Annotated in this window: 13 protein-coding genes; 11 read left to right on the forward strand and 2 right to left on the reverse strand. The window is 42.2% G+C overall.

The window, feature by feature from the left end:
• Positions 1-37 precede the first annotated feature (37 nt).
• Positions 38-193 (reverse strand): hypothetical protein, encoded by a 156-nt coding sequence (locus tag KSMBR1_RS21620; RefSeq protein ID WP_169703231.1) that lies wholly within the window; start codon positions 191-193, stop codon positions 38-40.
• A gap of 787 nt (positions 194-980) precedes the next feature.
• Between KSMBR1_RS21620 and KSMBR1_RS12890 the strand changes: the two genes are divergently transcribed.
• The 6 genes from KSMBR1_RS12890 to KSMBR1_RS12915 all read left to right on the forward strand — a co-directional run bounded on the left by KSMBR1_RS12890 (position 981) and on the right by KSMBR1_RS12915 (position 7,426).
• Positions 981-1,523 (forward strand): sigma-70 family RNA polymerase sigma factor, encoded by a 543-nt coding sequence (locus KSMBR1_RS12890; protein ID WP_099325699.1) that lies wholly within the window; start codon positions 981-983, stop codon positions 1,521-1,523.
• A gap of 3 nt (positions 1,524-1,526) precedes the next feature.
• The gene (locus tag KSMBR1_RS12895; RefSeq protein ID WP_099325700.1) at positions 1,527-2,396 is read left to right on the forward strand and encodes an anti-sigma factor family protein; all 870 of its coding nucleotides are present in this window, start codon (positions 1,527-1,529) and stop codon (positions 2,394-2,396) included.
• A 151-nt stretch (positions 2,397-2,547) separates the two neighbouring features.
• Positions 2,548-2,907, forward strand: a complete 360-nt coding sequence (locus KSMBR1_RS12900; RefSeq protein ID WP_099325701.1) for an HvfA family oxazolone/thioamide-modified RiPP metallophore — start codon at positions 2,548-2,550, stop codon at positions 2,905-2,907.
• A gap of 159 nt (positions 2,908-3,066) precedes the next feature.
• A complete protein-coding gene (locus tag KSMBR1_RS12905; protein WP_099325702.1) occupies positions 3,067-3,690 on the forward strand; it encodes a gluconate 2-dehydrogenase subunit 3 family protein in 624 nt (207 codons plus the stop codon).
• Positions 3,687-5,372, forward strand: coding sequence for a GMC family oxidoreductase (locus KSMBR1_RS12910; protein ID WP_099325703.1), 1,686 nt, complete (start codon positions 3,687-3,689; stop codon positions 5,370-5,372). The genes KSMBR1_RS12905 and KSMBR1_RS12910 overlap by 4 nt, the downstream gene beginning before the upstream one ends.
• A 29-nt stretch (positions 5,373-5,401) precedes the next feature.
• Positions 5,402-7,426 (forward strand): glycoside hydrolase family 15 protein, encoded by a 2,025-nt coding sequence (locus KSMBR1_RS12915; RefSeq protein ID WP_099327057.1) that lies wholly within the window; start codon positions 5,402-5,404, stop codon positions 7,424-7,426.
• A 485-nt stretch (positions 7,427-7,911) separates the two neighbouring features.
• On the opposite strand, the gene KSMBR1_RS12925 is transcribed toward KSMBR1_RS12915, so the two are convergent.
• Complete coding sequence (locus KSMBR1_RS12925; protein WP_099323887.1) at positions 7,912-9,015, reverse strand: IS4-like element ISCku3 family transposase; 1,104 nt, start codon at positions 9,013-9,015, stop codon at positions 7,912-7,914.
• Positions 9,016-9,317: 302 nt separating this feature from the next.
• Here KSMBR1_RS12925 and KSMBR1_RS12930 point away from each other — a divergent pair, with 302 nt between their 5' ends.
• The 5 genes from KSMBR1_RS12930 (at position 9,318) to KSMBR1_RS21100 (ending at position 14,176) form a co-directional block, all read left to right on the forward strand.
• Positions 9,318-9,995, forward strand: a complete 678-nt coding sequence (locus tag KSMBR1_RS12930; protein ID WP_099325705.1) for a TVP38/TMEM64 family protein — start codon at positions 9,318-9,320, stop codon at positions 9,993-9,995.
• The gene (locus tag KSMBR1_RS12935; RefSeq protein WP_099325706.1) at positions 9,992-11,410 is read left to right on the forward strand and encodes a dihydrolipoyl dehydrogenase family protein; all 1,419 of its coding nucleotides are present in this window, start codon (positions 9,992-9,994) and stop codon (positions 11,408-11,410) included. Before KSMBR1_RS12930 ends, KSMBR1_RS12935 begins: the two co-directional genes overlap by 4 nt.
• 187 nt (positions 11,411-11,597) lie before the next feature.
• Positions 11,598-12,017 carry a carboxypeptidase-like regulatory domain-containing protein gene (locus KSMBR1_RS12940; RefSeq protein ID WP_099325707.1) on the forward strand — a complete coding sequence of 140 codons (420 nt, stop codon included), beginning with the start codon at positions 11,598-11,600 and terminating at the stop codon, positions 12,015-12,017.
• Between the two features lie 324 nt (positions 12,018-12,341).
• On the forward strand, positions 12,342-13,358 hold the full coding sequence (locus KSMBR1_RS12945) for an IS110 family RNA-guided transposase (RefSeq protein ID WP_099323925.1): 1,017 nt from the start codon (positions 12,342-12,344) through the stop codon (positions 13,356-13,358).
• A 575-nt stretch (positions 13,359-13,933) separates the two neighbouring features.
• Positions 13,934-14,176: a hypothetical protein gene (locus KSMBR1_RS21100; RefSeq protein ID WP_157820593.1), complete on the forward strand. Its 243-nt coding sequence runs from the start codon at positions 13,934-13,936 to the stop codon at positions 14,174-14,176.
• Positions 14,177-14,195: the final 19 nt, after the last annotated feature.

Genomic DNA, 14,195 nt, shown 5'->3' on the forward strand with positions numbered 1-14,195 from the left:
AAACGGGCAAATGCTTCGCCCCCTACTTTTTAAAAGACTAAAGTGTCACAAAAAACCAAAGGGGATTTTCAGGTTGATTCCAGTAGATACCGGCGCTTGTCGTTTGCTTATATAATTGATCATCACGAATATCTCCTCCCTTTACTGGTTCAATGCTATCTGTTCCATAAATTAACATTTTTGAATTGCGCACCTTTCATTAGTTTCTCCTTTGCACTTACGTGATAATAGGCTTTCTACTCAGGTTTCAAAGTCATGTATTACGGAAAAAAACAAAAAAACCACCGATAGTTTTATGCAAAACATACACGTTATTTGAAGAAGGCAACGGGTGTGTACACGCAGAAGATGCTTTTTTAATATCGGTAGATAAAGGTATTTGTTTAATAATTAGGGTGTATTCCCGATTTTTTGTGATTTCCGCCATGTTTTAATGAAACGTTGCAGTAGTGTTAACCCTGACAGGGTTGTTTTGCCCCGACTCCATGAACGCTTACAAACAATCGGGAATGCACCCGTCAACATGTGCATTAATAATTATCACGTGGAAAGGGTAGATTTAAACTGTTTTAAGGGAAGTGCTGCGTATACTATACTATAAAGCTACATTGTTACTAATTTTTTATTTTGCGGGAATATATCCCGGTTCTTATTTGTCATAAGATTATATTTGGCATTTTTACGCCCTTCGTTCCCACGCAGGAGCATATGGGCAAGTCCTGCCAGTCACAAATTTGCGTCTTGTATTTAATTTGGTATCAAATAAAATTCCACCAGTTCAGGAGTTCTGAATTTATAAAAGGTATTTGTGAATAACAGACTCCCCGTATTTTCTCTTATGTGCTATCCTTATAATCTGTTATGGAATAATTTGGGAATCTGCGGTTCTCTTATCTCTCTTCAAACCCGGCGTATTTAAGATAAATAATCGGTAATGATTTTTAATATCATCACTTTTTTAATTTTGCTTATAACAAAACGTGAACCAAAAAGACTCCCTACTTATTCATATAGATGCTCTATACAGATCGGCACTGTATCTCGTCAAAAATGAACATAACGCATATGATCTGGTCCAGGAAGCCTATTTAAAGGCATTCAAATCTCTCCGGAATGGCGAAATAGTTAATAATGAAAGGGCATGGTTGTTTAAAATATTAATGAATACCTTCATCAATCAATATAGAAAAAGTAAAACAGAACCTTCTTTGGTTGATTTTGACAGCATTGAGTCCTTTCATAAATCAATAAAAGAAGAGGTATTAACGCCCTCAAATACAGAGAATGAGGCAGCATTTGATGAGTTACTTGACTCAGATGTGAAAAAAGCGCTTGAAGAATTACCCGATGATTTTAGACTGGTCGTCTTACTTTCGATAGTAGAGGGCTTTTCCTACAAGGAGATTTCCAAAATGCTTAACTGCCCAATCGGGACAGTAATGTCCAGGATCTATAGGGGACGAAAGTTGTTAAAGGAAAAATTGACAGGTTATGCAAAAAAACATGGCTACGAAAGAGAATAAGAAATGAATTGTACCGATGTAAGAAAATATTTTTATGCCTTTCTCGACAACGAACTCGATGTGGAAAGGAATATCGAGGTTTTGTCGCATATTAATATGTGCCATGCATGCGGCGTGAAAATAGAAAGGGAAAGACTGCTTCAGGAAAGAGTGAAAGAAACTGTTTGTAAGATAAAAGTCCCTGCATACCTTGAGCAAAAAATTTTTAGGAGTGCAGAAAGCCGTCCTAACTTTTTTGCTCAATTTATAAAGAATTTCTCGTTGAGAGGCAGATTCGTATTAGTCTCTGGCATAGCAACCGCAATAGTTCTTATTGCTTGTTTTTTCGTAATACAAAATAAGCTGAAGAAAGATAATATTTTTTACCTCACGGAGTCAAAGTATCACGACTATATAATGAAGCAACTTGTTCCAGACATACGTTTACAGAATGCCGGAGAAATTATAGGACGCCTTCAAAATCGAACCGGCCTAAGTGTAATCCTGCCTGGCATTGAAGAAAATATGCAGATACAGAATGCAAAAGCTATTGTGGATTACTTTCAAAAACAAACTGGTTTAACGGTAACGCTCCCTTTTATGAAGGGAAATGTACAGTTGGTGGGTGCGTCTTTGACTAATATTAACGGCAAAAATGTACCCCTGGTTTTTTACATGCTTGATGATACCCCAATTACGTTGGCTGTGGTTTGTAATTCCGACATCACTTTTAGAAAAATGAAAGAGGTCGTAGCTGATAAGATGGTGGTATATACAGGTACCGGTTTTTGCGGCTCCTGCCAGATTGTTGGATGGAAAGAGACTGGCGCTCAGTACGTTATGGTATCGATGTTAAATAGTGAAAAAATGATAAAAGCGCTTACAAAGGTATAAAAACGGACCATGAATGACAAGAAATTTTTAATATTTAAGATGCGGCTCTAATTCTATATCTTTAACCTTTTTTATTCGATATCGGAGGTATCGGGATTTTAAAATTACTGTTTATTTATATTTTAATTAGTTTGGAAAGAAAGGATGTATCATGATTATAAAAAAGAAGTCTCTGCTTTCTGTGACACTCGGTGTGGCATTTTTTATTGCATCTGCGTTAGTCACCGTTGTATCTGCTGGGGCCAATCCATTCGCACCCGGCGATGCAACCACCTTCAAAACCGATATGGAGAAAAAAACAGAAGGGAAATGTGGTGAGGGTAAGTGCGGTGAAGGAAAATGCGGCAGTGATGAGAAAAAGAAGGAAGGAAAGTGCGGTGAGGATAAATGCGGCGGCAATGAGAAAAAGAAAGAAGGGAAATGTGGCGGTGACGAGGGGAAAACAGAAGGTAAATGCGGTGAAGGCAAATGTGGCGGTGATGAGAAAAAGAAAGAAGGAAAGTGCAGTTAATTAAAATAAACCGATGCCGAATAAAGTGGGCTTACGTGGAGGAACCACAATTCCTTTGCGTAAGCCCTTTTTAGGCGTTCCTTCGCTGTAAGCTGATGTCTCGAATGTTTATTACATTTTGATTTACATGGAAAAAGGTATACTTGCGAAGGTTAATCTATGCGCATTAAAAAACACAATGTAAAATGCTTACTGCGAGGAAAACATAATGTATTTCCTCGCAGTAAGCATGGGTCTGAGAGCATCGGCAGGCGCACATTTCTTTCGGGCGCTGCCGGTTTTATTGCCACACTGCTTTTGTCCCCGGTGATAGCAAGGACTGTTAAAAGCCACGCATCTGCTTTGACAGAAGACCCGTGGCAAACCCTGTCCGTAGTGCAAGACCATCTCTTTCCTTCGGAAGCAGATTCTCCGGGGGCAAAGGAAATCAATGCGATTTCGTATTTGCGCAATATGCTCGCAGATCTGGTGACGGATACTGATGAGAAGGAATTTATACTGAATGGCGTCGGGTGGTTGAATGAACTGGCGATTGAAAGGCACGAAGCCGTTTTTGCAGATTTGCCGCAGTTGCAGCAATCAGATTTGCTGCAACAAATTTCAAAAACCACCGCCGGCAGAAATTGGATTTCTAAGCTAATTTCTTATCTGCTGGAAGCCTTGTTAAGCGATCCTGTGTACGGAGGAAACCCGGACGGCATAGGATGGAAGTGGCTTGAACATCGGCCAGGTTATCCACGGCCGCCGACGAATAAACGTTATTATGACCTGCTAAAAATATGAATACAGATTTTGACGTGTGTATAGTAGGAAGCGGCGCCGGCGCCGGCCCCGTAGCGCTCACCCTTGCAGAATCGGGTTATTCGGTGGTTGTCCTTGAAAAAGGCCCCTGGTTTAAGGAAGAGGATTTTTATAAGGATGAGCTTGCCAGTCGCAGACGCGATGTTTACACGCCGAATCTGCAGGATGAACAGCATGTAATTGAAGAACCGGATGGACTGGGTGGATGGGACTGCGAGCCAACCTCTGTTTCCGGATGGAATTTCTGGAGGGGCTGTTGTGTTGGCGGTTCCTCAAATTTTATGAGCGGATTTTTTTTCCGGATGAAACCCGAAGACTTTCGCTTGCTTTCAACCTTCGGCCCGATAGATGGCGCTAATCTTATAGATTGGCCCATCTCCTACGAAGACCTTGAACCGTATTATACGAAGGTAGAATCGATTGTCGGCGTATCGGGCAGTGTTGTGCCGCATCCACTTCTTGAACCGCGTTCTACCGGCAATTTCCCTTACCCGCCTACGCTGGAACACCCCATTTCCGGATTGTTTGATACTGCCTGCCGCAAACTCGGATTACACCCATTACCGACTCCGCGTGCAATTCTATCCAACAGCGCCATGAAACGGCAAAGCTGCGGCTATTCGGGGTGGTGTGGCAGTTATGGCTGTTCAACCGGCGCTAAAGGCAGCTCCCGGGCAGCATTACTAAATCCTGCCCTTGAAACCGGCCGTTGTGAAATCAGGCCGCATGCCAAGGTATATAAACTTACGACCAATGCTCAGGGCAAAGTGATTGCGGCGGAGTACTATGACAGGGATGGCAAGCAACAACGAGTCGATGCAAAAATATTTGTTGTCGCATGCCAGTCAATCGAAACCGCGCGTTTATTGCTGTGTTCTACAGGAACGCGTCATAAAAACGGTCTGGCAAACAATACCGGGCAGGTAGGCAAAAATCTTATTTTTTCAGCGGGTGGCACGGGAGGGGGAGACCTTATCTATAAAAAACTTGGCAGGACAATTACAGAGTCATTGAAATTCCAGGGACTGTTCCTCAACCGCAATTTGCAGGACTGGTATTTTATCGATAATCCAGTATGGGGAAGGATGCAAAAGGGTGGAACCATTGATTTTCTGCTGGAACACCCTGGCCCAATCGCAAAGGCGATAGACCTGAAATGGGACGATCATGGCAACCTGATATGGGGGAAACCGTTAAAACAGGCATTAAAAAAACACTTTACCGAAATGCGCGAGTTTAAATATGAAATCTTTTGCGATTGGCTGCCTACGGATAACTGCTTTGTCTCCCTTGATACGAAAGTGAAAGACAAGTGGGGAACACCGGTAGCCAGGGTAAGGGTTGGTTATCACCCGCACGACATCAAGATAGGTAACTATCTCGCGAAAAAGGCAACATATATTATGAGGACAATGGGCGTAAGAAACGTCTATTCTAACATAAGCGGTTCGCCGCCGCCTAACCTGGCGGCAGGCGGCTGCCGGTTTGGAAATGACCCGAAAAATTCCGTGCTTGACCCTGATTGCCGTGCCCATGATGTTGAAAATCTTTTCGTTACCGATGGGAGTTTTATGCCAACGGGGGGAAGCATTCCTTATACATGGACAATTTATGCAAACGCCTTCCGTGTTGCAGATAAGATTGTGAAACAACTTGGTGGATGATTGAACGTTTTTATGATGAAGGAGGTGGTATGCCCAGAGATATACCGGTAGGGAACGGTTCAATGTTGGTTACATTTGACTCCGAGTATCAGATACGTGATATTTATTATCCGTATGTTGGCAGTGAGAATCATACGATTGGCCATCCGTGCAGAATGGGTATTTGGGTGGATGGACATTATAGCTGGGTGGACAGCGAGTGGCAAAAAACGCTGACGTATAAAACGGATACACTAGTTACTGACGTAAAGGCAAAAAATGACCGGCTGAAAATAGAACTTCAGATGTACGACACGGTCGACTTCCATCTGAACATATTTGTAAAGGAAATCATCATCAGGAATCTTGATGGGAAAGATCGTGAGATCAGGCTGTTTTTTTATCATGATTTTCATATTTATGGCAATGAGATCGGTGACACGGCGTATTATGACCCGGATACCATGTCAATTATTCATTATAAATCCCAGCGTTATTTTTTAGTTAATTGTTGCGACCCATCCAAGTGCGGAGTAGACCATTTTGCCACCGGCGAGAAGGAGATGCATGGTGCGGAAGGTACGTGGAGAGATGCGGAGGACGGTTTTTTGAGCGGCAATCCCATTGCTCAGGGGTCAGTGGACTCTACAATCGGCATTAACCTCCATATAAAGGCACACGGGGAAAATTTAACCCATTACTGGATTGCTGCAGGCAGGAAACATAGCGAGGTGGTAGCGCTCAACAAGAGTATCTGGGAAAAAACACCGGAAGAACTCATTCGGCGCACGGAGAACTATTGGAAATTATGGGTAAATAAGGAATCACTGCAATTTTACGATCTTCCCGAAAGTCTGGTGTCTTTTTTTAAGCGGAGCTTGTTGATAATGAGGACACAGATTGATAACAATGGCGCGATTATTGCGGCAAATGATTCTGATATTACCAAGTTCGGGAAAGACACCTATTCCTACATGTGGCCTCGCGATGGTGCCCTCGTTGCATACGCGCTTATACAATCTGGATACAGTGATGTATCAAAACGTTTTTTTCAATTTTGCGCGGATGTTATTTCTCCGGAAGGCTATTTACTCCACAAATATAATCCTGATCAATCTCTTGCCAGTTCATGGCATCCGTGGTTCAAAGACCGGAGAAAGAGCCTTCCGATACAGGAAGATGGCATTGCGCAGGTAATTTGGGCATTATGGCATCATTACGATAAATTCAGAGATATTGAGTTTGTGAAGCCCCTGTACCGGCATTTAATCATGAATGCCGCAGAATTTATGGTGAAATTCAGAGATGAAGAGACGGGATTGCCTCTTGCCTCATACGATTTATGGGAAGAGCGATATGGGGTGCATACCTTTACCGTATCGGCAGTGATCGCGGGACTAAGGGCGGCTGGAAATTTTGCCTGCGCCTTCGGGGAAGAGGAATTCGGCACAAAATATTATGAAATAGCGGATAAAATCAAAGACGCCCTTATTGCGAATTTTTATAATAAAACGGAAGGGCGTTTTGCGAGGATGGGAACAAGGAACGCAAAAGGGTATGATTTGGATATGACTGTAGATGCAAGTCTTTACGGGCTTATTGCATTTGAGACACTTGCCCCTGGCCAACCGATGGCTGTATCAACAATGGAGGCTGTTAAGAAGAGTCTCAGGGTAAACACTTCTGTCGGCGGCATAGCGCGATATTCCAATGATTATTATCAGCGAGTAAATACCGGCAGAGAAGGCATTCCTGGGAATCCGTGGTTTATCTGTACTCTATGGATGACGGAATACGATATCATGCGGGCCGGAAATCTTGATGAATTGAATGAGGCACTGTCAGGTCTGGAATGGGTTGTTGGCAAGGCGTTGAAATCCGGAGTCCTGGCAGAACAGGTAAATCCGTTTACCGACGAACCTCTCTCTGTATCCCCCTTAACATGGAGTCATGCGACATTTGTTACTGCCTTACTAAAATACATGGAGAAGAAAGAACGGCTGTTAACCTGTAAGTCATGCGGCCATTCTCAGTATTATATGCACCGTCAGGTACAAAAACCCTGTAATGTATAAACAGATTGTACGGAAATTTTCACCTGAAAAATGAAAGAAACACCCCTGACAGGATTTGAAACCCTGTCATGGTTAATATACAATTCTGTGAGAGGATGAAAGCATGAAATATACAAAATTTTTCATTATCGCCGCGATTTTCCTCTCGTTCCCAAGCTCCGGCTTGGGAACGCAATTGTTTGAGAAGCTCCGGCTTCGCATGGAAAAAAGAATGAAACCATGCTACCCAGGATATTTGAAAATATACTTTCATGCTTCGTTAAATCTTTAAATCCCTTCCCAGTGGGGGGCAAGGGGGCATAAGCGCTAACTTGTTTTAGGTATGCTCGAAGTATTTTGATATCTGTGTTTTTCGGATTCTTGTATTTTCTGCTAAAGAACAAGCAATGTCATTCCAGCACTTAAGAACTTCCTGTAATGATAACGCTGGTTCTATAGCCCGTTTTACTTGATTAAGCATAAAAGCAAATTCACGCCATTTGCTTTTAGTCTTCTTGCTTGACAATGAAGTATCCCCAGGGGGAAAAAGACGTAGCAAAATCTATTAGTTTTTCTGTCAAAAGAGCAACGAATAGTTTGCCATAAAGCCAAGCTTTTGAGCTATCATCATCGTATTTAGGTAAGTGTCCAAATTGTGCTATTTGTTTAAATCTTTTAAAGACCAGTTCAATTTGCCATCGAACTCGATACCATTCTAAGATATCAAAAGCGGTAAATTGATTTTCAGGAAACGTTGTGAATACTATTACGTACTTGGCATAAATAAGGGTCTCCGGTTTTAGTTCAATGCCCTTTTTGCTTGCATGTCTTTTAAGTTTTTTATGAGCTATTTTAATGGCTTCTTCTGTTTTGCGTATTATACAAAGACGACCTTTGACATATTCAGTATTATCAACGTTTGGAATAAAAACGTTCCATGATTTTATAGCAAGGGGTCTTTTTAAATATTGGATTTCTTTCAATAAAGGAAAGGGTTTCTTTTCTTCGCCGAATATCCGTAGAGATTGCGAATTAACTCTAACGCTAAGATAAGCGCCTTTCCTTGTTGCATGATGAATTCCTTGGCCAGTACAGTAACCTCTGTCAGCTATAATATAATCATCTTTTTTCATCGGAAACTGCCGAAAAGATTCTCCTGTGCCTTCTCCTTCAGTTCCCGTAAGTTTAAAGAAATCGCAAGATAATGAAGGAACCTCAATACTATAATGAATGCGCCAAAGACTTCCTGTTTTCCCAGGTTCCTTTACTGTTGTTGCATCAAATAAGCGAAGATGAAAATTATTCCGTTTATTAATTTGGAGGCCACGCTCACGGAATAAAGATAAACATAATTTATATAGCCATTCTTTGCTCTTTTTTAATCGCTTTAATAAGGCAACATCGGATAAATCTGCTAAGTTAGCACGCTTGGCTCGAACTACTGTTTCACGCAATGAATAGCCACATCCTAAATGAATTAATAATGTTCGAAGAAGCTTTTCTTCAGATTTATCCTTGCGCAAGCCTTTTAAAGCATTTGTATCAACGGCTAAACTTTTCCAATCGTTTGGGAAGAAAGTTCTTAGAAGATCCCAATCTTCTCTCATCATGGCTTTATCCTCCTATAGAGTGATTAGCGGGATAATTAACATAAAAATACCATGATGAATAAAATTTGTCAATAAAACAAGTTAGCGCTTATGGGGCAAGGGGGGGGATGCTAATCCCTTTAACCACTTACAAAGTTTGGACCAAATAATTATTACGAAAGGGAAGCGGGAGCTTCCAATGCACTTGCGTTCCCAAGCCAGAGCTTGGGAACGAGCGTTTTTAAACAGATTGCATGGAAATCTTCATTTTTTATGTGAGGTGGTAATACTTCCCAAAACAACTCTTCAACAGGAGACCAGGCATGAAATATACAAAATTTTTCATTATCGCCGCGATTGTTGGCTTGTTCGTCGTGTTCTATATGCTGGGCTTCAATAAGTATCTTTCATTGGAAGCCTTGCAGACAAACAGAGAGGCGTTGAATACCCTTTACCACGAGCATCGGGTAGCCTTTACGGGCGCATTTATGTTGATTTATATCATTTCAGCCGCCATTTCCTTGCCAGGAGCGACCATTCTTACATTAACAGGGGGGTTCATTTTCGGCCCCCTTCCTGGTTCTGGTATTGTAATTGTATCCGCAACAATTGGCGCTTCTTTGGCGTTTCTCGTTGCCCGGTTTATCTTAAGAAATACCCTGGAAAAAAAATATGAACGTAATCTGAAAAAATTTAACGAAGGTATTGCAAAAAATGCCTGGAGCTATCTCCTGTTTTTAAGGCTGGTTCCGCCTTTCCCCTTTTTCCTGATTAATATCGTCATGGGACTCACCCGCGTACCATTACGGACATTTGCCTTGGTAAGTTTCATCGGCATGTATCCCGGCACTTTTGTTTATACCCTGGCAGGCGGTCAGCTTGCAACCATCCATTCTGTAAAGGATATCGCCTCTCCCCGGTTGATAGGCGCTTTCACCCTCCTGGGGTGCTTTGCTTTAATACCAGGTATTTACAAAAAGTTAAAGGGAGCAAAAAAATGAGATATGATTATCACATTATTGTTATCGGCGCAGGGAGCGGTGGATTGGTCGTTGCCTCCGGAGCGGCAAGCCTGGGCGCCAGAGTAGCATTAATCGAAGCGGAAAAAATGGGAGGCGATTGCCTGAATGCCGGTTGTGTACCCAGTAAGACATTTTTAAAGAGCGCCCATATAGCCAAGGCAATTCGGGATGCATCAATGTACGGCTTAACTGCAGATTTGAAGAAGGTGGATATTACCACAGTCATGGACAGGGTTAACAAGGTAATCCGTGAGATAGAACCACACGATTCCAGAGAGCGTTATGAAGGGCTTGGAGTAGATGTTATCTTAGGCTTCGGTGAGCTTCAGGATAGACACACGGTAAAAATCGGGAATGAAACAATAACGGGCAAATATATTGTCATTGCCACGGGTTCCGAACCAGCCGTCCCGCCAATCCACGGTTTAAATGAAGTCAATTATCAAACAAATCGTACCATTTTTCATCTAAAAGAACTTCCAGGACATTTAATCGTATTAGGCAGCGGGCCTATCGGTATTGAACTAGGTCAGGGATTTCGCCATCTGGGTTCTCAGGTAACGATCATTAACCGCAGTCCGGGCTTATTCAAAAAAGATGACCCCGAAGTAGGGCCTCTTATGGAGAAACAACTGAAAGATGACGGCATAGAGCTTCTTTTGGGGATTGTATACCGGGAGGTCAGGCAGGATAGCGATGTAATATCTGTCGAAATAGAACATGAAGGCAAGGGGCGTATTATTACCGGGGATCAGCTACTGGTAGCTACCGGACGATTACCGGCAACGAAGAATCTGGGACTTGATAAGGTTGGGGTCAGAGTAGACGAAAAAGGATATATCGTCACTGACAAAAAACAGAAGACCTCCGTAAAAAATATCTATGCCTGCGGAGATGTAACAGGTCATTATCAGTTCACTCACATGGCCGGTTATCAGGCTGGGATTATCATTCGCAATATAATATTCAAACTGTGCGCTAAAGTAGATTATTCAGCAGTTCCATGGACTACCTATACAAAACCGGAGGTGGCCCATGTGGGATATACAGAACCCATGGCAAGGAAGACCGGTACATATAAAAGTTCGCTGAAGGTAGACCTGTGTGCGATAGACAGGGCAAAGGCAGAAGATGACCGTGTAGGTTTTTTAAAGCTGAACCTGGGCAAAAAAGGGCGTATCATTGGAGCGACGCTTGTCGGTGAAAAGGCAGGGGAAATGATCCCAGCAATAACAATCGCCATTAAGCAGAAACTTACCGCCGGCATTTTCATGAATATGATATTCTCATATCCTACAGAATCGGAAATTCTCAAATCTGCCTCCCTGGAGGCAGCGAAACAGTCATTGAAACCCTGGATGAAGAAGGTGATTCGGGCGGTGTTGTTACGCTAACAATTTTAAAAATCCTGGCGGGTGGATTTTTTACTTTATGGGAATAAATTATGGTTTTTATTTGTCATTAATGTCATAGAAAGACAGTAATACCTGTCTTTAGGCACAATGAAGTTGTTTCTGCCCGGGGGGTGTTAGATCATTTTGATTGTATCTTATCCGAAGGGATTTTTTATAGGAGAGCAACATGTTTAAAAACATTGCGTTATCTTTATGCTTTATAATGGCCAGTGGATATGGATTTTCGTACAACACGGTAAAAGCCCAAACACCTACCCCTACGTTAGTGCCTACACCGACACTGAAAGGTAGTGCTTCCGGTACAGTAACAGCTAAAAAATCCGGCAAACCAATTAAACGTGCAAAAGTTTCTTTGAAAAGCAAGGAACTGAATTTTAAAGACAAAACCACCACTGATAACGACGGTAAATATGTATTTTCAGATTTAAGCGCTGGCAATTATACCCTGAAGGCGAAGAAGCACGGCTTTAAGAATGCAAAAAAGAAATTTGAACTTGCAGAAGGTGAAAATGAGGTGGCCGACATTCAATTGAAAAAAGAAACGAGCGATGACGGCAATGGTGACGATGGCGATGGTGGATACTAAGGGACTTGGAATTTTCTATTATACCGTTTAACTCCCGGCGGGTTCAGGTTTGCAACCTGAACCTATGAGTTTATGCGTATAATGGGGCAATGTACTACGGCAAAATTCCAATGCCCAAATCACAAAATCCCTGTTTGGAATCTGGAATTTATTTGTCATTTGTTCTCCTATTAGAAGGCTGGATTGAAAGTATAAAACGTTTGGTTCAGGTTACAAACCTGATAATCATATAGAAGGCACCTCCGAGCGCACTCTTCATGGTAAAATGGAGGATACCGTGAAAGGCGATTGTTAAATAATAACAAAGTAAGGAGGGAGCGAGCAATGGGATATTTCGTAGGAATAGATTTACATGGTGATAATAATTATATTGGAATACTCGATGAGGAGGATCGGAAGGTATTCAAGAGGAGAAACCGTAATGACATCAATGAAATAAAGCGCGTATTAGAGCCATACAAAAAAGAAATAAAGGGTATAGTAGTAGAATCGACCTTTAACTGGTACTGGATAGTGGATGGTCTGATGGAGGCAGGCTATCAGGTACACCTGGCAAATACATCGGCAATGCAGCAGTATGAGGGATTAAAGTACATTGACGACACGAGGGATTCGTTTTGGTTGGCAAAGATGTTACGGTTAAAGATATTACCAGAGGGATATATTTATCCCAAAGAGACGCGGTCAGTGAGGGATTTACTGAGGAAGCGGATGATGTTGGTACAACAAAGGACAGCGCATATATTGAGTATGCAAACGATGGTAAACCGTAACAAAGGAGTACCGATAAGCGGTGATACGATAAAGAAGCTGAGTAACGAAGAGGTAATGGGGATGTTCAGCGACGTGCATTTGACCATGTCAGCACAGTGCGATCACGAGGTAATAGAGGTATTAAATAAGCAGATATACAAGATAGAGAAAGCGGTATTAAAGGAGGTGAAGCTAAAGAAGCCGTATAAGAAATTGCTCAAGGTGCCTGGGATAGGCGAAATCCTGGCAATGACGATAATGCTGGAGACTGGGAACATAGAGCGATTTAGTGATGTGGGGATGTATTCATCTTATTGCAGATGCGTATCGGCAAAAAAATTATCGAATGGTAAGAGCAAAGGGAAAGGAAACCGTAAGAACGGGAATAAATACCTTGCGTGGGCGTATGTGGAGGCAGCGCATTTTCACGTAAGATTTTGCGAAAAGGGAAGGAAATGGCATCAGAGGAAGGCGTCAAAGAGCCATGTAGTTCTGGCAACGAAAGCCTTGAGCAATAAGCTGGCCAGGGCATGTTATTACATAATAAAGGAGCAAGTAAACTACGACGAGAAAAAAATGTTTGGGTAGCAAGCAGATTAGGTGGTGCAAGGAACCGGTTGCGGGTTAGGTAACCAATCCATGAAACCTGATTGGAAGTTGTTCCACCTTTTATTATGAGTTGTGCCGGTAAAGGAATCGGCGAAAAAGAATATTCCATTCTGATCTGCCCATACCATGAGCCGTGAGGTTTTGGCCGTAGAGCCGAATATTCTGTGAATAACGATTGGACACTGGTATGGAACCGATGGTTTTCTGGGACAGAAGATAAGTCAGGGGCGGTGAGAAAGTCTTTCACAAAGCCTTGATCCCGATGGGTGAATGGTGCGGATGAGAACGATACCAAAACAATTGCGAAATACCACGGGCGTAGATAAACGTGAACGGTATAGTCATTTTCGTAAACAGCAGTAAGAGCGATTCCGTACTTGGAGGGGTATTCAAAACGTGAAAATGTAGATATTTTTGCGACCGGAGATATTTTGTCCTTGACAAAAGCCTTCTAATGAGTGAACCCGCGAATGTAGTTTCCAGCGCCAGTTTTAAAAGGCTAAAGTGTTACGGCAGAAATGACATTGGGTTGCAAACCCGCCGGGGGAATTCGAATGAAAATAAATCCTGCGTTATTTTTCGTTATTGCGCTATTTCTGGTTGGGTGTGGTAATGCTCAAAAATATGATAGGCCTTCCGATCAAGGACCCTATTATCCGGAGCACCATTACTCTCCCTACTACCACAGTCCTTACTACCATTATTATTCTCCCTATTATTATAGGCATCATCATTACCGGCGGAGTTGCGGTACATTTACGAACACTATTTACGATAATACCGCAGCTATTTATTAACGTTTATAGACTATAACAA

Source organism: Candidatus Kuenenia stuttgartiensis (genome assembly GCF_900232105.1).
Classification (GTDB): domain Bacteria; phylum Planctomycetota; class Brocadiia; order Brocadiales; family Brocadiaceae; genus Kuenenia; species Kuenenia stuttgartiensis_A.

Coding starts and splice junctions, on each gene's coding strand:
- KSMBR1_RS12895 (WP_099325700.1), top strand. CDS start 1,527: ATGAATTGTACCGATGTAAGAAAATATTTTTATGCCTTTCTCGACAAC.
- KSMBR1_RS12900 (WP_099325701.1), top strand. CDS start 2,548: ATGATTATAAAAAAGAAGTCTCTGCTTTCTGTGACACTCGGTGTGGCA.
- KSMBR1_RS12905 (WP_099325702.1), top strand. CDS start 3,067: ATGCGCATTAAAAAACACAATGTAAAATGCTTACTGCGAGGAAAACAT.
- KSMBR1_RS12910 (WP_099325703.1), top strand. CDS start 3,687: ATGAATACAGATTTTGACGTGTGTATAGTAGGAAGCGGCGCCGGCGCC.
- KSMBR1_RS12915 (WP_099327057.1), top strand. CDS start 5,402: ATGCCCAGAGATATACCGGTAGGGAACGGTTCAATGTTGGTTACATTT.
- KSMBR1_RS12925 (WP_099323887.1), bottom strand. CDS start 9,015: ATGATGAGAGAAGATTGGGATCTTCTAAGAACTTTCTTCCCAAACGAT.
- KSMBR1_RS12930 (WP_099325705.1), top strand. CDS start 9,318: ATGAAATATACAAAATTTTTCATTATCGCCGCGATTGTTGGCTTGTTC.
- KSMBR1_RS12935 (WP_099325706.1), top strand. CDS start 9,992: ATGAGATATGATTATCACATTATTGTTATCGGCGCAGGGAGCGGTGGA.
- KSMBR1_RS12940 (WP_099325707.1), top strand. CDS start 11,598: ATGTTTAAAAACATTGCGTTATCTTTATGCTTTATAATGGCCAGTGGA.
- KSMBR1_RS12945 (WP_099323925.1), top strand. CDS start 12,342: ATGGGATATTTCGTAGGAATAGATTTACATGGTGATAATAATTATATT.
- KSMBR1_RS21100 (WP_157820593.1), top strand. CDS start 13,934: ATGAAAATAAATCCTGCGTTATTTTTCGTTATTGCGCTATTTCTGGTT.